General features: G+C 72.4%; 17 protein-coding genes. 9 read left to right on the forward strand and 8 right to left on the reverse strand.

All coding sequences use genetic code 11. From position 1 onward, the window contains the following. Positions 1–260: 260 nt before the first annotated feature. Genes IO29_RS01830 through IO29_RS01840 form a run of 3 tightly spaced genes read right to left on the reverse strand, consistent with a single transcriptional unit; the run spans position 261 to position 3,951 of the window. On the reverse strand, positions 261–1,262 hold the full coding sequence (locus IO29_RS01830) for a LacI family DNA-binding transcriptional regulator (RefSeq protein WP_030377233.1): 1,002 nt from the start codon (positions 1,260–1,262) through the stop codon (positions 261–263). Positions 1,263–1,306: 44 nt separating this feature from the next. Beyond that, positions 1,307–2,236 (reverse strand): ROK family protein, encoded by a 930-nt coding sequence (locus IO29_RS01835; protein WP_030377234.1) that lies wholly within the window; start codon positions 2,234–2,236, stop codon positions 1,307–1,309. Beyond that, the gene (locus tag IO29_RS01840) at positions 2,233–3,951 is read right to left on the reverse strand and encodes a class I mannose-6-phosphate isomerase (RefSeq protein ID WP_030377235.1); all 1,719 of its coding nucleotides are present in this window, start codon (positions 3,949–3,951) and stop codon (positions 2,233–2,235) included. Before IO29_RS01840 ends, IO29_RS01835 begins: the two co-directional genes overlap by 4 nt. A gap of 291 nt (positions 3,952–4,242) precedes the next feature. Here IO29_RS01840 and IO29_RS01845 point away from each other — a divergent pair, with 291 nt between their 5' ends. The 5 genes from IO29_RS01845 to IO29_RS01865 all read left to right on the forward strand — a co-directional run bounded on the left by IO29_RS01845 (position 4,243) and on the right by IO29_RS01865 (position 11,834). After that, entirely contained in the window at positions 4,243–5,556 is a 1,314-nt protein-coding gene (locus tag IO29_RS01845; protein ID WP_030377236.1) for an ABC transporter substrate-binding protein, read from the forward strand. Next, positions 5,553–6,503, forward strand: coding sequence for a carbohydrate ABC transporter permease (locus IO29_RS01850; protein WP_030377237.1), 951 nt, complete (start codon positions 5,553–5,555; stop codon positions 6,501–6,503). Before IO29_RS01845 ends, IO29_RS01850 begins: the two co-directional genes overlap by 4 nt. 3 nt (positions 6,504–6,506) lie before the next feature. After that, entirely contained in the window at positions 6,507–7,322 is an 816-nt protein-coding gene (locus IO29_RS01855) for a carbohydrate ABC transporter permease (RefSeq protein ID WP_030377238.1), read from the forward strand. A 53-nt stretch (positions 7,323–7,375) separates the two neighbouring features. Next, complete coding sequence (locus IO29_RS01860; protein WP_030377239.1) at positions 7,376–8,581, forward strand: glycoside hydrolase family 76 protein; 1,206 nt, start codon at positions 7,376–7,378, stop codon at positions 8,579–8,581. A gap of 121 nt (positions 8,582–8,702) precedes the next feature. Beyond that, positions 8,703–11,834 carry a glycoside hydrolase family 38 N-terminal domain-containing protein gene (locus IO29_RS01865; RefSeq protein WP_030377240.1) on the forward strand — a complete coding sequence of 1,044 codons (3,132 nt, stop codon included), beginning with the start codon at positions 8,703–8,705 and terminating at the stop codon, positions 11,832–11,834. Positions 11,835–11,860: 26 nt separating this feature from the next. Here IO29_RS01865 and IO29_RS01870 read toward each other — a convergent pair whose 3' ends face one another. Next, the gene (locus IO29_RS01870) at positions 11,861–12,802 is read right to left on the reverse strand and encodes an MBL fold metallo-hydrolase (protein WP_030377241.1); all 942 of its coding nucleotides are present in this window, start codon (positions 12,800–12,802) and stop codon (positions 11,861–11,863) included. Positions 12,803–12,903: 101 nt separating this feature from the next. On the opposite strand from IO29_RS01870, the gene IO29_RS01875 reads away from it, so the two are divergent. The 3 genes from IO29_RS01875 (at position 12,904) to IO29_RS01885 (ending at position 17,384) form a co-directional block, all read left to right on the forward strand. Continuing rightward, complete coding sequence (locus IO29_RS01875; RefSeq protein WP_030377242.1) at positions 12,904–13,842, forward strand: AraC family transcriptional regulator; 939 nt, start codon at positions 12,904–12,906, stop codon at positions 13,840–13,842. Positions 13,843–14,100: 258 nt separating this feature from the next. Then, a complete protein-coding gene (locus IO29_RS01880; protein ID WP_030377243.1) occupies positions 14,101–15,972 on the forward strand; it encodes a LamG-like jellyroll fold domain-containing protein in 1,872 nt (623 codons plus the stop codon). Positions 15,973–16,394: 422 nt separating this feature from the next. Continuing rightward, positions 16,395–17,384, forward strand: coding sequence for an NAD(P)-dependent alcohol dehydrogenase (locus tag IO29_RS01885; RefSeq protein WP_030377244.1), 990 nt, complete (start codon positions 16,395–16,397; stop codon positions 17,382–17,384). Between the two features lie 35 nt (positions 17,385–17,419). On the opposite strand, the gene IO29_RS01890 is transcribed toward IO29_RS01885, so the two are convergent. The 4 genes from IO29_RS01890 to IO29_RS01905 form a co-directional block, all read right to left on the reverse strand. Continuing rightward, positions 17,420–18,172 (reverse strand): class II glutamine amidotransferase, encoded by a 753-nt coding sequence (locus IO29_RS01890; RefSeq protein ID WP_030377245.1) that lies wholly within the window; start codon positions 18,170–18,172, stop codon positions 17,420–17,422. 111 nt (positions 18,173–18,283) lie between these two features. Further along, complete coding sequence (locus IO29_RS01895) at positions 18,284–19,129, reverse strand: amino acid ABC transporter permease (protein ID WP_030377246.1); 846 nt, start codon at positions 19,127–19,129, stop codon at positions 18,284–18,286. Then, on the reverse strand, positions 19,126–19,773 hold the full coding sequence (locus IO29_RS01900) for an amino acid ABC transporter permease (protein ID WP_030377247.1): 648 nt from the start codon (positions 19,771–19,773) through the stop codon (positions 19,126–19,128). The genes IO29_RS01895 and IO29_RS01900 overlap by 4 nt, the downstream gene beginning before the upstream one ends. A 5-nt stretch (positions 19,774–19,778) precedes the next feature. Then, entirely contained in the window at positions 19,779–20,768 is a 990-nt protein-coding gene (locus tag IO29_RS01905; RefSeq protein ID WP_234307355.1) for a glutamate ABC transporter substrate-binding protein, read from the reverse strand. 264 nt (positions 20,769–21,032) lie between these two features. Here IO29_RS01905 and IO29_RS01910 point away from each other — a divergent pair, with 264 nt between their 5' ends. Continuing rightward, a complete protein-coding gene (locus IO29_RS01910; protein ID WP_158709265.1) occupies positions 21,033–22,010 on the forward strand; it encodes a LysR family transcriptional regulator in 978 nt (325 codons plus the stop codon).

Consider the following 22,010-nt stretch of genomic DNA (forward strand, 5'->3'; position numbering starts at 1 on the left):
GTGTGCGCGCCGGCCACGACGGGCGGGGCGCGCCGTCACGGAATCCCGGGCGATCACCTCATGGTCACAGCGGCCCGGCGGCCACCGGTAGAGCGCACGGAATCCGACCGCACCGCCGCCGTGCACCGCACACCCCCCGAGTGCGCCGTCCGCGCCGGTACACATCCGACACGCCGTTCGCGGCGGCCCCACCCGCCTCTTCCGTGCCACCGGCGTCAGCACCCTCGCGCACCACCCCGGCCACCGCGAAGGTGAACGGGTCACGGGCCGTGGCGGACGACCCGGGTCGGAACGGTGACGCGGCGGGCGGCCGGCGGGGCCGCGTCCCGGTGTTCGAGGCGGTCGATCAGCAGCCGTGCGGCCTGCCTGCCGATCTCGTCGGCGTCGTAGGAGACGAGGGTCAGCGGCAGACCGAGGACGTCGGAGAGGTCGAAGTCGTCGAAACCGGCGACGGGAAGGGTGACCCCCGCCTTGTACAGGGCCCGGATCGCGCCCTGGCTGATGCGATTGTTGGTGCAGAACAGCGCGGTGGGCCGCTCGTCCTGCCCCAGCAGTTCGACGGTGGCCTGCTCCGCCGCGACCGCGTCGACCAGACCCTGACGGATGAGGGCGTTGTCCGGCTCGGTGCCGACCTCCTCGTGCGCCGCCCAGAAACCGCGCAGGCGTTCGGCGCCGGTGTAGAGCGCGGGCGGGTTGCCGAGGAACGCGATCCGGGTGTGCCCGTCGGCCAGGAGACAGGCGGTGGCCTCGCGCGCGCCGTGGAAGTCCTCGACCAGGACGCAGTCGGTGTCGAGCCCCGCGGGCGGCCGCGCGGCGAAGACGACCGGGACGTGCCGCATGGCCGCGGCCAGATGCTGCTGCCGGCTGCCTGCCGGGACCACGATCAGCCCCTCGACCTGGTGGTCGACGAGCCCGTCGATGAGTTCGGGTTCCCGTTCGGGCTGCTCGCCGGAGTTGCTCAGCAGCATGCGGAAGCCGTACTCCGTCGCGATCTCCTGGACGCCGAGCGCGAGCCGTGAGTAGAAGGGGTTGGCGAGGTTGGTGACGACCAGGCCGATCATCCCGCTGCCCCCGAGGCGCAGACTGCGCGCGGTCTGGTTGCGGCGGTAGCCCAGCCGGTCGACCGCCGCGAAGACCCGCTCGCGCGTCGCCTCGGACACGCCGGGGTCGTTCTTCAGCACACGGGACACGGTCATGGCGCTGACCTGCGCGAGCTTGCCGACATCGTGCATGGTCGGCCCGCTGCCCCGGCGAGCGGTCATGCCCCTGCCCCTTCCTCCGTCTGCCTGCACCGGCACCCCCGGCCTCACCGGGCGTCCGGGACGCCCCGCACCCACGCGGCCGCCCCGGTCAGGGGGGCCTCGTCGGGGTGCCGGGCCGGCCGGACGGGTACGTCGTCCGGTCCGCCGCCCGAGGCCAGCCCCGCGGTGAGCGCGGGGTGGATCAGGCCCCACGACTGGGCCATGGAGCCACCGACGACCACCGCGGTGGCGTCGAAGCGGTCGATCCAGGGAGCCAGGGCCAGGCCGAGTGCCTCGAAAGCGTAGCGGAAGGCCGACACCGCGGCGGCGTCGCCCGCCGTGGCACGTGCGGCCAGCTCACGGACGTCGGGGAGGAGTTGTCCCGCCTGGGGGGAGAGGCGCGCGTAGTGCCCCCGGATGCCGCGGCGGGAGACGGTGTCCTCCAGCGGGCGGCCGTGCACCGTCAGCCGGTGCACGTGCCCGTGCGGCGGGACCAGCGGGCCGGTGTGGACGGGACGCCCGGCGGCCAGGAACGAGGAGCCGACCCCCGTGCCCAGCGTCAGGCAGACGACACGGTCGTGGCCCGCGGCGGCACCGGCGCCGTACTCGCCGAGGGCGAATGCGTCGGCGTCGTTGAGGAAGCACAGCCGCTCCGCCCGGCCGGCCAGCCGCGCGCGCAGCCCCGCCCCGACGTCGACGCCGGACAGCGACTCGAACTTGCCCACGCCGGTGAAGCGGCCGACGCCGGTGGCGTAGTCGAAGGGGCCGGGGATCGCCACACCCCAGCACCCGCCGTGTCCGGCGGGCAGCGCGAGGGCGGCCCCGGCGACGGCGTCGAGGAGGTCGTCGGCCGCCGCCTGTGGGTCCAGCGGCACGCGGAGCACCGTCGAGGGGACGGGCCGGCGCGTGCCGGGGTCCACGAGGGCGGCGGTCACATGCGTACCGCCGACGTCGAGGACGGGCACCGGGGCCCGTCCCGTACGGGCATCGCTCACGGTTCGACCACCAGCGCCTTGACGATCCGTACCTCGTCGCCGCCCAGCGCGCGGACGCGGTAGGCGCCGACAGCGGCGGGGACGGTGAGGGTCTCCGCGAACGCCAGCGGGTGCGTACGGCCGTCCCGCGTCTCGACGACGGCACCCTCGCCCGCGGCGACGTTGAGGATGTGGAAGCGGCCCGCGGTGTCGTCGGGGGCCTCGCGGCCCTCCGCCACCACGAGGCGGTGCACCGCGTAGAACATCTCGGGCAGCGCGCCGAGGACCTCCTCGCGCCAGCCCTCGCCCGAGCGGAGCGTGCGCGGCTGCTGGACGAGGTCCTTGGTGACGTCCGCCCCGCGCCGGGCGGTGTCCAGGTTGGCGAAGCCGTGCGCGTAGGGCAGCGGCCGGGAGGCACCGGCGGCGTCCTTGCGCAGCCAGTCGTACAGCCGCAGGGAGTACAGGTACGGCGTCGCGCTCACCTCCAGCACCAGGTTGCCCGCGCCGGAGGCGTGCGGGGTGCCCGCCGGGATTATGAAGAGCTGCCCGACGGTCGCCGGGTGGGACTGGACGTGGTCCTCGACGGGCATCGGGGTGCCGTGGGCGATGGAGTCCTCCACCTGGCGCCGCATGGTGTCGGGGTCCGCCTCGTCGGCGAGCCCCAGCAGCACCCGCGAACCGTCCTCGCCGGCCGTGACGTAGTACGTCTCGTGCTGGGTGTACGGCCAGCCGAAGACCTCCCGCATGTACTGCTCGCGGGGGTGGAGGTGCAGGGACAGGTTGCCGCCGCCCATGGTGTCGAGGTAGTCGAACCGGATGGGGAAGGACGTGCCGAACCGGCGGTGCACGTCCTCGCCGAGCATCTCCTCGGGGTGCTCGACGCACAGCAGCTGGAACGGGATCTCGACCTGTGCCCCGCCCCTCTCGCCGACCAGGACGCCCGCCTCGGGCGCGATCAGCTCGTAGCCGAGGGCCGTGTTGCCGGCCTGCGGGGTGAAGCCGAGCTCGCTCGCCGCCCACTGGCCGCCCCACGGGGTGGAGTTGAAGTACGGACGGGTGCGCACCGGCCCCCGGGCCAGATGCGCCAGCGTGGCGCGCAGCGCGGCACCGTCGAGGGAGGCCGGGCGGGCGGGGTCCTGGACGTCGATCCACCTCTCGACGCGGCCCGCGAGCGCGTCACGGTGTCGGTCCTGTACGGGCCAGTCGGTGTAGAACAGGCGGACCAGACCGCCGGGTGCGGCGGGCCGCCCCAGGTTGACGCCGACCGGGAGTTCGCCCTTGGCGACGGCCGCCTCGGCGTACCGCTTCGGCAGGTCCGCGTACCACAGCACGTCCGGCGCGCACAGCGCGGCACCCGGCCCGTACACCACCAGCACCTCGTCCACGGCCGGTCGTTCGGGCCGCGGAACGGCGTCGAACAGGTCCGCGACCCGGGCCGTGGACAGGGGAGTGAAGAACGGGTCGCCGTCGGGGACGGGGCGGGCGGCGATCCGCTCACCGGCGTCCGCCGCGTAGTGCTCACGGACATCGAGGAACGACACCTCGCGGCCCGTGGCGCGCACGGCTTCCGCGAGGCCGTCGGCCAGCGCGGCCCAGTCGAGCGCCGCGGGACCCTCCACCGCCAGGACGAGCGGGCCGGGCGGCAGCGCCGCGGCCGGGACGGACCAGCCGACGGCCACCTCCCCGGCGGCGGGCGGATAGCTGGGCAGAGGGTCGTACGAACGGGACACGGGCACAGCTTGCTCCTTGCTCGGCTCCACGGTGTCAGTTAACGATAACAACGCTTGGCCGAAGGTGTCCATGGTGGTGCGGATGTCCCTTGGAAGCTGCTGTACGCCTATAACCAGCACGTTTGCCGATGGCGGCCCGCAAAATGGATTCTTTTCCTTTCGGAGTCTTGCTACCGCTGGAATGGTGTCGTTAACCTCCACGCAACACGTACCGGGCAGCTCCGGGGTCCCTCCGGCGTCGCGCGCCCTGTGCTTCACATCCGGCCATGCAGTGGCCCGATTCCGTGAAGGTGATCAATGTCAGCATCGGGCAGGACCAGCCGTGCGGCGGGGCCGCTCGCCCGGCGCCGCTTCCTCGCCGGGGTGGCCGCCGGTGCGGCCGCCCTGACGGCCGGGGGCTGCGCACGGGGAACGAGCACGTCCGCACAGCCGGGAACCACGAGCATCTCCAACGACAACGCCACCTGGGACGACGGCTACCGCGCGGCCGGCCAGGAGCTGAAGAAGATCACCGGGTACTCGCTCAGGCCGCTGTCGAACCCGTCGGTCACCTCCTACCAGCAGGTCGTGCAGATGACCTTGCAGACCTCGAAATCCTCCGACCTCGTCAAATGGGCCTCCGGCTACCAGCTCAAACGGCTGGCCCGGGCCGGCGGGCTCACCGACCTGGGCGGGGTCTGGAGGAGCTACGCGGGCAAGGGCTGGGTCCGCCGCGCGTCCCGGGACGCCTTCTCCTACCGCGGCACGGTGTACGGCATCCCGCTGTACGAGTCGTACTACGTGCTCTTCTACAGCAAACCGGTGTTCAAGAGGCTGGGCCTGTCCGCCCCGGCGAGCTGGGAGCAGCTCCTGCACTGCGCCGAGGTCCTCAAACGCAACCGGATCACTCCGTTCCTCGCCAGCCAGGTGGGCGGCTGGCCCGCCATCGAGTGGTTCCAGGAACTGGTCAGCAAGACCGATCCGCACTTCTACCAGCGGCTGGTGGCCGGACAGGCCTCCTACACCGACGAGCCGGCCCGCCGGGCGATGGACCTCTGGCAGGACTTCATGCGCAAGGGCTGGATGACACCGCCCGACTTCGACCAGGCACGCGGCCCCGGCGCCCTCAAGGAGGGCACGCTGGGCATGTTCCTGCACGGCACCTGGCAGGCCGCCGGCATGGCCGCGGCGGGCATGAAACCGGGCACCGACTACGGCGCCTTCCTCCTGCCGACCGTGCGCCCCACCACCGCGAAGAGTGTGATCACCGAATCGGGCGTCTTCGTCGTGCCCAGCCGCGCTTCCTCGCACCGGGCGGCCATGCGGAACGTCGCGGCCTGGCTCGACCCGTCCGTGCAGCGGGTGTGGAGCGACTTCCTCCAGGACAGCTCCGCCAACCCCACGGTGCGCGCCGGCAACCCGGTGGTGGCGGCGCTCCAGCGGGACATCGCCCGCGACCACCGGCTGCCGCTGGTGCGCTACTGGGAGGCCAGTCCGCCCAGCCTCATCCAGGGCAACACCGACGACCTCGGCGGCTTCATGGCCGGGCAGACCTCTCCGGCCACGACCCTGCGTCGGATGCAGGAGCGCGCACACGACGAATGGGCGGCCTGGAAGCGAGACGAAGCATGAGCACCTCCCTCACCGACCGACGCCCGCCGACCGCGGCCGGCGGACCGGCCGCACCCCGGCGCGCGACGCCCCCCGGACACTCCCGGCACACCCTGCGCGAACGGCTGGCGGCCGGCGGGTTCATGGCCCCGGCCGTCGTCCTGGTCGCCCTGTTCCTGCTGGCCCCCTTCGTCTGGACGGTCTACCGCAGCTTCTTCAACGACTCGCGGACCTCACCGTTCAGCTGGTTCGACAACTACGCCCTGTTCGCCTCCGACCCGGCCCTGGCCCGCTCCGTCCAGAACACCCTGCTCTGGGTGGTGGGCACGGTCGCCCTCCCGTTCGTCCTCGGCCTCGCCATCGCCTGCATGACCAACGCCGGCCGTTTCTCCCGCCTCGCCCGGCTCTGCGTCGTCCTGCCCTACGCGCTCTCGGGCTCCGCGGTGGCGGTGGTGTGGAACTTCATGCTCACCACCGACGGCGCCGTCAACCAGGTCCTGACCACCCTCGGACTGGACTCACTCGCGCAGGGGTGGCTGCTGACCTGGCCAGGCAACACCCTGGTGATGATCCTCGCCAACGCCTGGCAGGCCACCGGCGTGGCCGTCATCCTCTTCCTCGTCGGATTGCAGTCCATCCCGCCCGAGACCCTGGAGGCCGGCGCCCTGGACGGCGCGACCGGCTGGCAGCAGTTCCGTCACATCGTCCTGCCCCAGCTCCGCCCGGTGTCGATCATCGTGATCGGGATGAGCCTGGTCAACGGACTCAAGTCGTTCGACCTGATCTGGGTGCTCACCCAGGGCGGCCCCGGGCGGGCCACCGAGACACTCGCGGTGTCCATGTACAACGAGACCTTCCTGGAACTGCGGCCCGGCGCGGGAGCGGCGATCGCGGTCGTCCTCACCGTGATCGTGCTGGCGGCCTCCTGGCTCTATCTGCGCCGCCAGCTCGACGTGAAAGGCGTGTGACCCATGTCCCTCGGCCGCGTACTGCGCAACGCCACCATCGCCGTCCTCGCCCTGCTGTGGCTGGTCCCCACCTGGCTCCTCGTCGTCAACGCGCTGGTCCCCGCGACGAGTTACTCCGGCAGCCCGCACTGGCTGCCCCAGGACTTCGGACTGTTCGACAACATGTCCCAGGCCTGGGACAAGGCCCACCTCGGACCGGCCCTCGGCAACAGCCTCCTGTACGCCGTGGTCAGCGCCGTGGCCGCCGCGGTGCTGGCCGGCTTCGCCGCCTTCGCCACCGTCATCATGCCCGTCAGACGGCAGGCGGTGTGGTTCTGGGCCATCTACTCCGGCACCCTCCTGCCCCTCCAGGTCTTCCTGCGACCCCTGTTCCTGTCGTACGCGCACACCTCGCTCTACGACACCCAGCTCGGGCTCGTGCTCATCTACACGGCGATCGCGGTCCCGTTCGCGTTCTTCGTCCTGCGCAACTACGCCCTGACGCTGCCGCGCGAGGTCGTGGAGGCCGCGCGGATCGACGGCGCCTCCTGGTGGCGGGTGTTCTGGCAGATCCACGTCCCCCTGACCCGGTCCGCGATGATCGCCGTGTTCGTGTTCCAGTTCGTGGCCGTCTGGAACGACCTGATGTTCGGCATCACCATGGTCACCAGCCGCAACATCCGGCCCGTGATGGCCGCGCTCGCCGATTTGCAGGGCAACTACTCCAACGTCGGGCCGCCCGTCGTCCTGGCCGGCGCCCTGCTGGTCTCGCTGCCGACCCTGGTGCTGTTCTTCTCCGCCCAGCGTTTCTTCGTCAGCAGCCTGAAGATCCACCGCTGATCCCGCACGCCCTTTCCCCTTCCGTCGTCACCACGTCACCAAGGGACACCTCGATGCCGCGCTCACTGCTCATCCGTGCCGCCGCCTCCGTGCTCTGCGCCGGACTGCTCTGGACCGCCGCCCCCGCCCACGCCCAGAGCCCCGCACCCGCCCGCCCCGTCGCCTCCGGCACCTGGGCCGACCGCGCCACCGGCGCCTACCGGGCGCTCCAGGACCACCTGTACGAGGGCCCCAGCCGGCACGGCCTCTATCTGGAGCACACCCCCCGGCAGGCCGGCGACCAGGAGCACTCCTTCCTCTGGCCGTTCCGGGAGGCCGCCCAGGCCGCCGTCGACATGCAGGAACTGCCGCGCACCGGGTCCGCCTACCGGCAGGACGCGGCCGAGCGCCTCGACACCGCCGAGCTCTACCACACCGGCGGTGACCGCCCCGGCTACGCCTCCTATCTGCCTGCCCCCCTCGGCACGGGCGGCGACACGTACTACGACGACAACGCCGTGGTCGCCCTCACCGAACTCGACCAGTACGAGGCCACCGGCGACGCGCGCTTCCTGGAGCGGGCCGAGCGGGTCGTGCCCGTCGTCTCCCGGGCCTGGGACGACGACACCGCCAAGGCGTGCCCGGGCGGCATGGACTGGTACGACTCACCGGACAACACCATCCGCGCCACCAACGTCACCGCCCTGTCCGCCCAGCTCGCCGCCCGCCTCTACACGCACACCCACGACCGCGCCTACCTGACCAAGGCGGAGCAGTGGTACGGCTGGGTGTACTCCTGCATGCGCAAGGCGCCCGGCCTGTACGTCAACGACCGCGGCGACGACGGCAGTACGAACGCGACCCTGTGGACCTACAACTCCGGCGCCATGATCGGCACCGCCACCGCGCTCTACCGGGGCACCAAAGACACGGGGTACCTGAAGAAGGCGGTGGCCGACGCCCGCGGCTCCCTGGCGTACTGGACCGAGGGCAGCAGGCTGCACGACCAGCCGGCCGTGTTCAACTCCTTCTACTTCAAGGACCTGCTCGATCTGGACGCCGTGCGGCCCGACCCCGCCTACCTCAAGGCCATGAGCGCGTACGCGGACAGCACCTACAAGTCCAACCGGGACCCCGCCACCGGGCTGTTCCGCTTCCAGCCCTCCAACGGCGGCGACTACGACCCGGCGGCGCCGGCCGCGACCCTCAACCAGTCGGCCATGGTCCAGATCTTCGCCACCCTCGCCGACGCCACCCAGCACAAGCACCGGCGTTCCTGACGCGACGGACCGCACCAGCCTCACCGGTGTTCCTGACGGGACGAATCCCACCACCCTCACCGGCGTTCCCGACGGGACGGACCGCACCGCCGCACCCCCAACGCAAAGGACTCCACGCACCATGTCCAAGCCACCGCTCACCCGGCCCTCCTGGTGGGACGCCGACCTCGCGCGCGACCTGCTGAAGGAGCGCGTGGCCACCACCGCCCACCTCGGCGGCGCGCGGGTGCGGCTCTCCGGCGAGCCACTGCTGCGTCACGACGGCAGGGGCGGCCTGCTGCAATCCGTCCGGCTGCGGGTGGACCACCCCGACGGCACCCGCCCGCCGCGCCTCACCAGCGTCCGGGTCACCACCGCCGGGGGCACCCCCGTCCACTGCGAGCTCCTCCCGGGCCCGGACGGCGACACCCGCCTCCTCGTCCCCGAAGTGACCGAACCCACCTCCCTGTCGATCGAACTCCCCGAACTTCAGGAGGGCACCGCTCTCCCCTTCGAGGCACACCCGCAGCGCCACTGGACCCTGCACCTCGTCCAGCACTCCCACCTGGACATCGGCTACACCGACCCGCAGGGCAGGGTGATGGCCGAGAGCCGCGCCTACCTCGACTCCCTCCTGGAACTGTGCCGCGACACCGACGACTGGCCGGAACCCGCCCGGTTCCGCTGGGCCGTCGAGGGGTTCCACTCCTTCCAGGACTGGCGGGCCCACCGGCCCCGGCGCCAGGTGGAGAGCTTCCTGGACCGGGTCCGTGAAGGGCGCGTCGAACTCACGGCCATGCCGTTCAACCTGCACACCGAGACCTGCTCCACCGACGAACTGCACGAACTGCTGCGCCCGGTCGCCGAGTTGCGCGAACGGCACGGCATCGACCTCACCACGGCCATGCAGACGGACGTGCCCGGCCAGGTCGTCGGGCTGCCCGACGTCCTCGCGGACAACGGCATCCGCTACCTGTCCGTCGCCCACAACTGGGCGGGCCGCGCCGTGCCCCACCTCGTCGGCGGGGAGCACCTGCCCCGGCTGTTCCGCTGGCAGGCGCCGAGCGGCAACAGCGTCCTGGTGTGGCGCACCGACACCCCGCACGGCCTGGCCTACATGGAGGGCTCGATCCTCGGCTTCGACGAGTCCTACGACCACGTCGACGACCTGCTGCCCGCCTACCTCGGCGCCCTGGCCCGCTTCCCGTACCCCCACCAGGGGCGCGGCATCCCCGGCTTCCCCGCCCTCGACCTGCCCGGCACGGCGGACCCGTACCCGTGGGACGTCCTGCATCTGCGGGTGCTCGGCAAGTTCGCGGACAACGGCCCGCCCCGCCGCGTCATCTCCGACACCGTGCGCCGCTGGAACGAGGAGTGGGCGTACCCGCGGCTGCGCGCCTCCCGCAACCAGGACTTCTTCGAGGACGCGGAGAAGCGGGTCGGGGACCGCCTGGAGACCTACCGGGGCGACTGGAGCGACTGGTGGGTCGACGGCGTCGGCGCCGGCGCCGTCCCGCTGGCCGCCACCCGGCGCGGGCAGGCGGCCCTCGCCGAGGCGCAGACCGTGGCCGGGTACGCCCAGCTGCTCGGCGTTCCCGACAGCACGGCGGTCACCGCGGGCGCCCCGGCCGTCTACCGCTCCGCCTCGCTGTTCAACGAGCACACCTGGGGCGCCGGCGACCCCTGGACCCACGGCGACCACGGCCACGGCTCCGGCGAGAAGCAGTGGCACTGGAAGTACGCCCAGGCCCTGCGCGCCCACGACGACGCCGAGACCCTCCTGGACGCCGCCTCCGCCCTGCTGGGGGAGGCCCTCGCGCCCGCCGCCGACGCGCTCGCGTCCTTCTACGCCGTCAACACGTGCAGTTGGCCGCGGACCGAGACGGCCCGGCTCTTCCTCCCGGAGAGCACGGTGGCGCTCGGCGAGCCGGTCCGGGTCCTCGACGGACGCACCGGAGAGCCCCTCTCCTTCGCCGAGGAGGCGCAGAGCAACGACCGTCACCGCGCGGCGGGCCGCTTCCTGAACGTGCCCGTCACGGACGTGCCGGCCTGCGGCGCCGTACGCCTGGACGTCGTCATCGGCACCGCCTCCCCGGCGCGGGAGCCGGCGGAACCGGCCGCCGGAGCCACCGTCCTGGAGAACGACCACCTGCGCGTCACGGTCGATCTGCGCGAGGCGTGCGTCTCCTCCATCGTCGACAAGGCGACCGGCCGCGAGATGGTGCGCCAGGACGCCGCCGTCGGCTTCAACGGGTACCTCTACGACGAGTACGCCACGGCCGGCGGCTTCAACCACCAGTCCAGCAAGACCGTGGCCGACGACTCGATGCATCTGCTCGCCTCCCGCAGCACCGCCCCGCCCGCGGCACTAGTGGACCGCACCACGGACGCCACCGGACAGACGCTCGTCTACGAGTGCGCACCCGCCGGGACCCGCAGGCTCCGCGTACGGGTGCACCTCCCGCACCACGCGGCCCGTGTCGACATCGAGAACCGGATCGACAAGACCGCGACCCTCACCAAGGAGAGCGCCTTCTTCGCCTTCCCCTTCGCCCTCGACCACCCCACCGTGCACACGGAGGCCACCGGCGGCGTCCTCGGCACCGACCGCGAGACCGTGCCGGGCTCGGCGGCCCACATGCGTGCCGTACGGCGCTGGATCAGCCTCAGCGACGGCACCCACCACGCCGCCCTGGCGACGGCCGACGCCCCGCTCGTGCAGCTCGGCGGGATCGCGATCCCCTACGTGCCCTACCCGCCGTCGCTGCCCCGTGAGGAGCCGGGCACCGTCTTCTCCTGGGTGCACAACAACATCTGGGACACCAACTTCCCCGCCCAGCAGGCGTTCGACCACGTCTTCCGCTACAGCGTCGGCTTCACCACGGCGGAGGAGGACCCCTCGGTGCACGCCGCACGCGTCGCCGCCGTCACGAGCCACCCCCTCGTCCCGGTCCGCGCCCGTGCCGCGACCGGCTCACCGGCGTGGGCGCGGTTCCTGACCCTGGACGATCCCCGGGTACGGCTCGTCGGCGTCACCGTCCCCGCCGCCGGCCAACTCCTGGTCCGGCTACAGTCGATGGCCGACACGCCCGTCACCTGCGGACTGCGCACGCCCTTCACCGTGACCCGCGCCGCGCGCACCACCTACCTCGGCCTGTCCCCGCGCGACATCGCCCCGGACCCGGACGGTGCGATCCCGGTCGAGGTCCCGGCGCTCGGCACGGCGGCCGTGGTCCTCCATCTGTCCCCGTCCACCGCCGGGGGCGACGACTGACCCGGGAGGTGCCGTGAGGCCACGGCTCACCCGAGCCCGGACGCACTCCTCGTCCGCCCGGCTGCTGCCCATGGGCCGAGGGCGAACCGGTCACCGTCCCGTCGCACTTCCAGGGCCCCTGCGCCACCGAAGTGCGCGGGAACGACCAACTCCCGTTCGTCGGCCGCCCGCCCGAGAATCCGACGGCGGCTGGCCACCGCCTGCTCCGGGGCCAGGCAGGCGCTGCTGTTGCAGCAGGGGTGCAGGATCTGCACCGGGCTGTGCAGCAGATCTCCGACGAACACCGCCCGGTCGCTGCCGGACGCCAGTCTCAGCACGGACGAGCCGGGAGTGTGGCCGGGCGCCGACTCCAGGGTGAGGCGTTCGTCAATGCGGTGGAAACCGTCCCACAACAGGGACTGTCCGGCCCGGTGGACGGGCGCGACGCTGTCCTCGTAGATCAGGCGGTCGACCTCCTGCGCACCGTTCCCGTACCCGTTGTCCGGACCGTAGTGGAAGTCGTCGGCCGCCGGAATGAGGTACTGGGCGTTGGGGAACGCCGGTACCCACTGCCCGTCCGCGCCGACGGTGTTCCAGCCGACGTGGTCGACGTGGAGGTGGGTGTTGACGACGACGTCGACATCCTGCGGACGGACGCCGGCCCTCGCCAGGAGGCCGAGGAAGTCACTCCGGGCGTGGTGGAACGGCCCCATGCCGGGCCGCTCGCGCAGGTTCCCCGCCCCGGTGTCCACCAGGACGGTCCGGCCCGCGCTGCGCAGCACCCAGCTCTGCAACGCGAGCACCACCAAGCCGCTGTCCGGCTCCCAGTGGTCCGGTGCCAACCAGCCCTCGTTCGCCTTCCACACCTCGGCGGCAGCTCCGGAGAACATGCCGGAGGCGGGCAGGAACGGCTCGTGCCACTCGACGACCCGGATGACCTCGACGTCTCCCAGCACCATGCTCCGCACACTCTCGTACTCGTTGGTCATGTGCTCGACCTTAAGAACGGCCGAGTGATCGTCCCAATGTGTATCCGGCTCAAAAAAATACGAATCCAGCTCATCCTTCATACGACGGATATCCTGGATCAATGGATGTGGTGAGCGACGCGATCTCTGCCGTCCACCTCGGGCACCCCTGGTCCCACCGGCTGCGGACGAGCGGGAACTGGTGCGTACGACTGGACCGGTATGACGGCGCGGGCTTCTACGTCGTCCTCAAGGGCCACTGCTGGCTCCTGACCGACGGGGGCGACCCCCTGTCCCTCGGAGTGGGTGACGCGGTGCTGCTGCCCCATGGCACAGGCCATGTGCTCGCGGACTCCCCGGTCGACGCGGCGGCCGCGAAGAGGGAGGCGGTGCCGTTCGCGCGATGGCGTGCGGAGACGGAGTCACGGACCCAGCCCCCTCGCCACGAGACCGAGATGCTCTGCGGCACGTACTGGCTCGATTGCAGCCGCATGCACCCGCTCATGGCGGAGCTGCCCGAGGTCGTCCACCTTCCCAGCCGGGTGAGCGGCCACCTCGAACTCCGTGCCGCCATCGATCTGCTCGCCGGTGAGCTGGACGAACTGCGCCCCGGCTCCTGCGTGGCGCTGCCGAGTCTGCTCGACCTGCTCCTCGTCTACCTGATCCGCGCCTGGATGACCGAGGCGCCCAGCGGAGCCTGGCCCCGCGTACTGGGCGACCCGGTGGCCGCCGCCGCCCTGCGGGCGCTGCACTCGGATCCGGCGGCGCCGTGGAGCAATGACCGTCTGGCGGCGGAGGTCGGCGTCTCCCGTCCCACCCTGGCACGCCGGTTCACCACCCTGGTCGGCCGTCCTCCCATGACGTACCTCACCTGGTGGCGGGTGATCCGCGCCGCCACCCTGCTCCGCGACACCACGGACACCCTGGCCACCATCGCCGGCCGAGTCGGCTACGGCAGCCCGTACGCGCTCTCACACGCCTTCCAACGGGAGTTCGGCATCACACCGGGGCGGTATCGGGCGCAGGCCGCGGGACGGTCCGCCGACGTCGGAACGGACTGACAGCGGTGGCGCGGTCAGGCAGTCGCGCCGACAGCCCCGCCGAAATGGCCTCCGCGGCCCTCACGTCCTGAGCCGCGGCCGGGTGGCGGGCGGCGTCGCTCACGCGTGTACGCCGGGCGGCGCGGGCGGGCCCCGCCCCGGCAACCGTCGGGAACCCGGCAGCGGGCGTTCAACTTCCCGCTACCGTACGGCTGTGGCGGGTCAGGAGTGTACGGGCTGCCGTCGATCACGGCCCTCACCCCACCGGACGGAGCCCCCATGACAGCCGAACCACGTCACCCCCTGCACAGACGCACGCTCCTGCGCGCGACGGCCGTACTGCCCGCGGCCGGTGTCGCGGCCGCCGCCTTCGACGCCACCCCGGCGCAGGCGGACGCCCCCGGCCGCGCGGGCCGGTTCGACAGCGAGAGCCCGCGCTTCACCCTCGCCGTCCTCCCCGACACCCAGTACCTCTTCGACGCCGACAGCGCCGACCCGGCGCCGCTGACCGCGACCTTCCGCCACCTCGTCGGCGAACGGTCGGAACGCAACATCGCCTTCATGACCCACCTCGGTGACGTCACCGAACACGGCACCGAGGACGAGATCGAGCGCGCCGCCGCCACCTTCCGGACCATCCACGGCAAGGTCCCCTACAGCGTCCTCGCGGGCAACCACGACATCAGCTCGAGCACCGACGACCAGCGCGGCGCCTCCGCCTACCTCGCCGCGTTCGGACCCGCGCGCTACGCCTCGATGCCGACCTTCCGCGGCGCCTCGCCCGACGGCTACAACAGCTACCACGTGCTGCGCGCCGCCGGCAGCCAGTGGCTCGTCCTCGCGCTCGACTGGCGCGTGTCGGACAAGGGCCTGAAGTGGGCGCAGGGCGTCCTGGACGCCCACCCCACGCTGCCCGCCGTCCTCACCACGCACGACATCGTCTGGGCGGACGACGACGGCAAGGCCCAGCTGTCGGACAACGGCCGGCGCCTGTGGGACGGGCTGATCCGCGGCAACGACCAGATCTTCCTCGCCCTCGGCGGGCACTACTGGCCGCCCGGGCGCACGGTCCTCACCAACGACGCCGACAACGATGTCCACCTCCACATCACCAACTACCAGGACCGCTACTACGGCGGCGCCGGAATGATCCGCGCCTACGGCTTCGACCTCGCCCGCGGTGTCATCGACGTCGAGACGTTCGCCCCCTGGCTCCTGACCCGCGACCCCGAGGAGCGCAGCCTGCTGGAGGCCGAGAACCTCGAACTGACCGGCCCCGCCGACCGGTTCAGCCTGGACATCGACTTCGACAAGCGGTTCGCGGGCTTCGCGCCGGTCACCCCGGCGAAGCCGAGGCCGCCCGCCGCGGTGATGCCCCGCGGTACCGTCGCCTACTGGCGCTTCGACACCGCGGGCACCCGCGCCGGGGGCAAGGAGGGTGCCCCGGTGGCCGACGGGACCCTCGTGCGCGACCTCACCGGCAACGGCAACGACCTCACCGTGCGCCGGCTGACGGGCGGCGGCCCCGACACCCTGACCTGGTCCGCCGACCACCACCCCGGCCAGCCCGCCCACGCGAGCCTGCACTTCGACGGCGGCAAGGACCCGAACCGCGGAGCCATCCTCACGACCTCCGCGCGGGCGGCCCTCAACAGCGAGAAGTTCCTGCACGGCTACACGATCGAGACGTTCCTCCGGCTGCCCGAGCCCTTCGAGGGCGACCACGCCTGGATGGGCATCCTCAGCTGGGAGGGCCGCAACGGCGACGCAGGCAAGACCACCGGCTGGTCCCCGCTGGAACCCACGTGCAGCCTCAACCTCTCGCCCGAGCGGTTCCTCCAGTTCGTGGTCTACCCGCAGCGCCAGGACGCCGACCCCACGTCGTGGAGCCACGCGCTGCCCGTCGGCCGCTGGATGCACCTCGCCGTCGTCAACGACGGCCGCCGCACCGTCCTGTACGTCGACGGCTCGAAGATCGCCCGCAACCCGACGCAGCCGTCGACCGGGATCGCCACCCTCGGCAAGCCCTTCGTCCTCGGCGCCACCCAGTTCGACGCGCAGTACGGCCAGGGACTCTACGGCTCCCTCGGCGACACCCGCATCGTCAACCGGGCCCTGCCCGTCCGGGACTTCCTCACCCCGTTCGACTGACGCGCGCCTCACCGGGGCCCGGGGCGCCGGTCCGGACAGTCGAGCTCCGGCACCGGGAACCCGAGGAAGGGCAGGCGCGCGGCCACCACGGCCGGGCTCCTGCCCGTCCCGCTCGCCACGGCCCGGCAGCTCGCCCGTGTCCACGGCCCGGCAGCCCGCCCGTACCCCGGTGGCGGCCGCCGAGGTGCGTCGGCGCGGTCGACGGGCGACAACTTCGCAGCCGACCGTGCGTAGTTGACGACTCGCGGCATTTTTTGGCAGCCGGGTACGACACCGCGAGCAGGGCGGTGCCGGTGAACCGTGTCACCCCGGCAGGCGACGCCATGTCGTTGACGGCCGCACCGTCTGCGCCTACTTTGCCCTCACCTTGCGCGGTGCGGACCTCCGCCCGCCGGACGGCTCCGGAGAGAAGGAGCGAGGCGATGAGGGCAGTGCTCCAGGAGCGGTTCGGTCCGCCGGACATCCTGCGGCTGGGGGAGACCGACCGGCCCCGGCCCGGCGTCGGCGAGGTACTGGTCCGGGTGCAGTGCGCCGCGGTCAACCCCTACGACTGGCACATGATGCGCGGAGACCCCTACGCCGCCCGCCTGTTGGGCGGGATGGGGCTGCGCCGTCCCAAGTGCCGGGTGGCCGGCATCGACGCCGCCGGGGTGGTGGAGGCGGTCGGCACCGGGGTGGACGGGCTCCGGCCCGGTACCGCGGTACTGGGCTTCTGCCGGGGCGCGTTCGCCGAGTACGCGTGCGCCCCGGCACACTGGGTGGTGCCCAAGCCCGAACGCCTGTCCTTCCCCGAGGCCGCGGCCGTGCCGATGGCAGCGGTGACCGCGTTGCGCGGCATCCGGACGGTGGGCCGGGTACGGGCCGGACAGCGGGTGCTGGTCAACGGGGCGGGCGGCGGCGTCGGCACCTTCGCCGTGCAGCTCGCGGCCGGCCTGGACGCGGAGGTCACCGGGGTGTGCGGTGCCGGCAGCGCGGCACTGGTGCGCACGCTGGGCGCGGCGCACGTCCTCGATCACGCCCGTGAGGACTTCACCGACGGATCCGTCCGCTACGACGTCATCCTGGACAACGTGGGCAACTTCTCGCCGGTCCGGTTGCGCCGGGTCCTCACCCCGACCGGAACCCTGGTGGCCAACGGCGGCGGCTCGCCCGGCCGGGTGTTCGGGGCGATCGGCACCATGCTGAAGGTCACCGCGGTCGCCGCGACCGGCCGGCAGCGGCTGCGGCCGATCGTCCCCGCGACCCCGGACGGCCCGGTCCACGAGGACCTGCTCGCCGTGACCGCGCTCATCGAGGCGGGCCGGGTCACGCCCGTGGTCGGCCGGACCTACTCCGTGGCCGACGCCGCCGAGGCCGTACGCCACGTGGAGGAGGGCCACGCCCGCGGGAAGACGGTGCTCACCGTGCGCTGACGTACGGACTGCCGGACCTGCCCCCGGCGGCCCCTTCAGCCGCCGTGGACCACGGTCGACAGATCGACGCGGCGGATCTCCAGCACATGGTCCTCCGGCAACGTGGACCATTGCGGAGCCGGCTGCGGCCAGCCGGTGGACGCGATGACCACGCGGTCCGCGTGGCGGCGGTAGTTGAGGGCGAAGAAGTCCGCGCCACGCCGCCGGATCACCTCCGAGCGCGGGGAGTGCGCGGCGTAGGCGTACAGCGCATCGGGGGTGAGGAGCAGACAGTTGAGGCTGGCGAAGCGGGTGGCCCGGGCCCGGATGCCGGCCGCGGTGGCCCGGATGGCCCGCGGCGGCTCCATGCCCTCGTCCATCCGGCGTCGCACGGCGAGGTAGAAACGCTCGCTGTCGGTGCCGCCCTCGGCACCCGCCAGACGTGCCTCACCGATCTCGTCGTCCAGACAGGACAGGGGGGCGAAGTCGCCGTTGTGGGCGAACGCGACCGAGTCGTCCCCGAACGGATGGGTGTTGCCCGGCAGCGGGGCCACCCCGGGGCTCGCCATGCGGAGGTGCAGCAGGGCCGCGTCGCCGGCCGTCGCGCGCAGGGTGTCCCTGAACCGGTCGCCGACGTGGGCGGGGGCAGGGCTCTTGTCGGTGATCACGGACCCGTCCGGGGCCACCGAGGCGACCCCCCACCCGTCGCCGTGCTCGCAGGCGAGGGAGAGGAAGGGCTCGATGTCCTCGGCCAGCAGCTCACCGAGCGGAGCGGTCCTGCGGGAGACGACGCCGAGAAGTCGACACATGGTGGTGCGCCTCGTTTCTGAGGGGGAGGTGGTCCGAGGAGGAGTACGGCCGGGGCGGGACATGCCCGCCCCGAGGGTCCGAGAGCGTGGCCGGTGCCGCCCGGCGTCATGTCACGCGGCGCGGGCCAGGGCCGCGGACTTCGCCGGCGCCGCACCGCGTGAGCGGCCGGCGCGTCCCTCCAGCCGTGCCGCCGCGGCCGCCAGCGCGGTGTTCACCAGCACGTACACCAGGGCCACGACCAGGAAGCTCTGCACGATCGTGTGGTTGTACTCGCCGAGCACCTTCGCGGAGTTCAGCAGCTCCAGGAAGCTCACGACGTACCCGAGCGTGCTGTCCTTCAGCAGCCGGACGAGCTGGCCGACCAGCGACGGAACGGTCTGGCGGACCGCCTGGGGAAGCACCACGAGCCGCATGGCCGGCCAGTACCCGAGCCCCAGCGCGTACGCCGCCTCCGTCTGGCCCCGGGGCAGCGCCCGCACCCCGGCGCGGAAGATCTCGGCGAACACCGCCGCGTTGGTGAGCACGATCGGCCACACCAGCTGCCAGAACAGCGGCATGCGCACCCCCGTGCTGGGCAGCCCCAGCAGGAACGCGTAGATGAGCAGCAGCAGCGGCACGGCGCGCAGCACCTCGACGTACGCCGCGGCGGGCCAGCGGACCAGCCGGGTACGGGAGAGCCGGCCGAGCGCCAGCAGCGCGCCGAGCGGCAGCGCGAACGCCGTGCAGACCACCGTCACCCGCACGGTCGCCTCCAGCCCGTCGAGCAGATAGCGCAGCACCGCCGGCTCGGTGAACAGCCGCCACTTGTCCGCGTCGAGCTGTCCGTGTGCCGCGAACCGGTGGACGACCCCGGCGAACAGGGCGGCCAGCACGATGAGCGACACGGCCGTCGCGACAGCGATCCTTCTGCGGCCGCGCGGCCCCGGGGGGTCGAACAGGTCGTCGTCGTGGTTCACCGCTGTACCGCCAGTCTGCGCTCGAGACGGGCCGCCGCCTGCCCGATCGCCAGGGTGAGGGCGATGTAGCAGAGGGCGGCCGCGCCGAAGGTGACGAGGGGGCGTGCGTACCGCAGGTCCAGCAGCTGCGTCTGTCCGGTCAGCTCCTGCGTCACGCCGACCGCGGCGGCGAGCGAGGAGTTGAGGGTGACGGCGATGAGCAGCGAGGCCAGCGGCTGCACCATGGACCGCAGGGCCTGCGGGAGGACGACGAACCGCAGGACCTGGCCGAAGGTCAGGCCGAGCGCCCGCCCCGCCTCGATCTGGCCCCTGGGCACCGCCCGCACCCCCGACCGGACCGCCTCGCCGAAGAAGGCGGCCCAGTACAGGCTCATCGCTGTCACCGCGGTCCAGAACAGCGAGTAGACGAGCCCGATCTCCGGCAGGCCGAAGACGAACAGGGTGAGCAGCACCAGCAGCGGGACGGCACGCAGCGTCCCCACGTAGGCGCGCGCGAACAGGCGCAGCGGAACCACCGGACTGATCCGCAGCACGGCGAGCCCGACACCGAGCAGGCCGGCGAGGAGGAACGTCAGGCCGCTCAGTTCCAGTGAGACCAGCAGACCCTGTCCGAAGACGTCGAGGTGGGAGAGGATCAGGCCCATCGACCTCAGCCGATCGCCGGAGGGGCCGGGGCGGCGCCGGGCACCTGGGTGCCCACGGTGGCCTTCCAGACCTTGGCCCAGGTGCCGTCGGCCGTGATCTTCTTCAGCCAGTCGTTGACGAACGTCTTGAAGTCCGGCTTGTCCAGCGGAAGTCCGATGCCGTACGGCTCCTTGCTGAAGGTGCCCGCGAGGACCTTCACATCGGGATTGGTCGACGCGTTGCCCGCCAGGATGCCCTGGTCGAGAACGTACGCGTCGGCGCGTCCCTGCCGCAGCGCCTGGAGGCATTCGGTGTTGGTCTCGAAAAGCTGCACCTTCGCGGTGGGCGCCGCCTTCTTGACGGCCGTGGCGGCGGTGGAGGCGGACTCCGTCACCACCGTCTTCCCCGCGAGACCCGCCGGCGACGTGATATCGGAGTTCGACGACTTGACCTGAATTCCCAGCCCGTCCTCGTAGTACGGGCCGGCGAAGGCGACCTGCTTCTGTCGTTCGGGCGTGATGGTGTACGTGGCGAACACCGCGTCCACGGAATGGTTCTTCAGCAGTGCCTCACGGGTGGCGGAGGTGACGTTGACGCGCTTGACGGAATCCTTTCCGGTGACGTACTTGGCCAGCAGCCGGGACAGGGCCGCGTCGAATCCCTCCACCTTTCCGGTGGTGGGATCGAGGAGGGAGAACAGGGCCGCGGTCTGGGTGCCGCCGACGGTCAGCGTGCCCTTCTCGCGGATCGCGGCCGCGGTGGAGCCGCTCGGCACCAGCGAGTCGGCGGCGGGCTCCGCCTCCTTGACCAGCCGGTCGACGACCCCGGCCGCCGAACCGGACGAGGACCCGGAGGACGCCGGCTTCCCCCCGGGGACCCGCGCCTCGCCGGCCGAGTTGCCCGAGCAGGCGGTCGCGGAGAGCGCGGTGACGGCCGCGAGGACGGCCACGCGGGTGCCCCAGGAAGTGGCGGCGAGGCGGATCGACGGCATTCCGCCGCGGTGACGGGTGAACATGATGCTCCTGGCGTGGAGAGGGACGGACGACGAAGGAAGGCGCGGCAAAGCGCGCGGGCGCAGGGCATGTCGAAGGAAATGCACAGCGGAAAAATGGGGCTTACCGGGACCGGGCGGCCCGCGGGGGACGAGCGGTGAATGATCCGGCCTCAGGAAAAACCGTGCGGCCCCGTTTCCGCCGTGACTCCATTTCACCCGGTCCGGCCGCGTCACGTCCAACGAGGATTCTTTGGGGATCCCATCAACCTCCCTTATAGTTGCGGGGTGTTGGACATACGCCAGTTGGAAGTCCTGGCGGAGATCGCGCGCACCGGCTCGTACACGGCCGCCGCCGCGGCACTCGGCTACACGCAGCCCGCGGTCAGTTATCAGATGCGGCGCCTGCAACAGGCGGTCGGCGCACCCCTGGTGGCCCGGGCCGGCCGCGGGCTGAGGCTCACCCAGACGGGAGAGGCCCTCGTACGCCACGCGGACACGATCTTCTCCGCGCTCCGTGCCGCCGACCAGGACATCGCCTCCCGGGTCGCCCGCGGCGGCGGCCTGGTGCGCGTGGCCGCCTTCCAGAGCGGCTGCGCGGCCCTGCTGCCCCAGGTCGTGGAACGGCTGCGCGCCCGCCACCCCGGCATACGGGTCACGGTGACGCAGGCCGAGCCGGTCGAGGCCCGCCGCATGATCAGGGCCGGCGAGGCGGACCTCGGCCTGCTGTGCAACTGGGCCAACGAGAGCGTCCCCGAGGGCGAGTCCACGATGCTCCGGGTGCCGCTGATGTCCGACCGCCGTTGCGTGGTCATGCGCCGGGACCACCCGATGGCCGGCCGCGACACCATCCACCTCGGTGAACTCTCCGACCACGACTGGGTGATGGAGAGCTTCCGCGACCGCTTCACGGCCGCCTGCACCAGCCTCGGCTTCGAACCCCGGATCAGCGCGACCGTCGACGACACCCGCACCCTCCGGTCGCTCGTCGCCGCGGGGCTCGGCATCAGCCTGATGAGCGAACTGGCCCTGCGCGACAACACCGACCCGGACCTGGTCCACCGCCCGCTGCGCGACTGGCCGCTGCGCCGCACCTACGCCCTGCTCTGGCCCGACATGGCCCAGGTCACCGCCGTGGCCACGGTCCTCGCCGAGGTGCGCCACGCCGTCCGCGTCCTGCGCACCGAGGAGGGACTGGGCGGCCCGCACGACGCGGACGGTACGGAGCCGGAGGGGGAGAAGGGAGCGGGGCGGCCCGCCGGGTGA

It is taken from the genome of Streptomyces sp. NRRL F-6676, assembly GCF_000725625.1.
Lineage (GTDB): Bacteria > Actinomycetota > Actinomycetes > Streptomycetales > Streptomycetaceae > Streptomyces.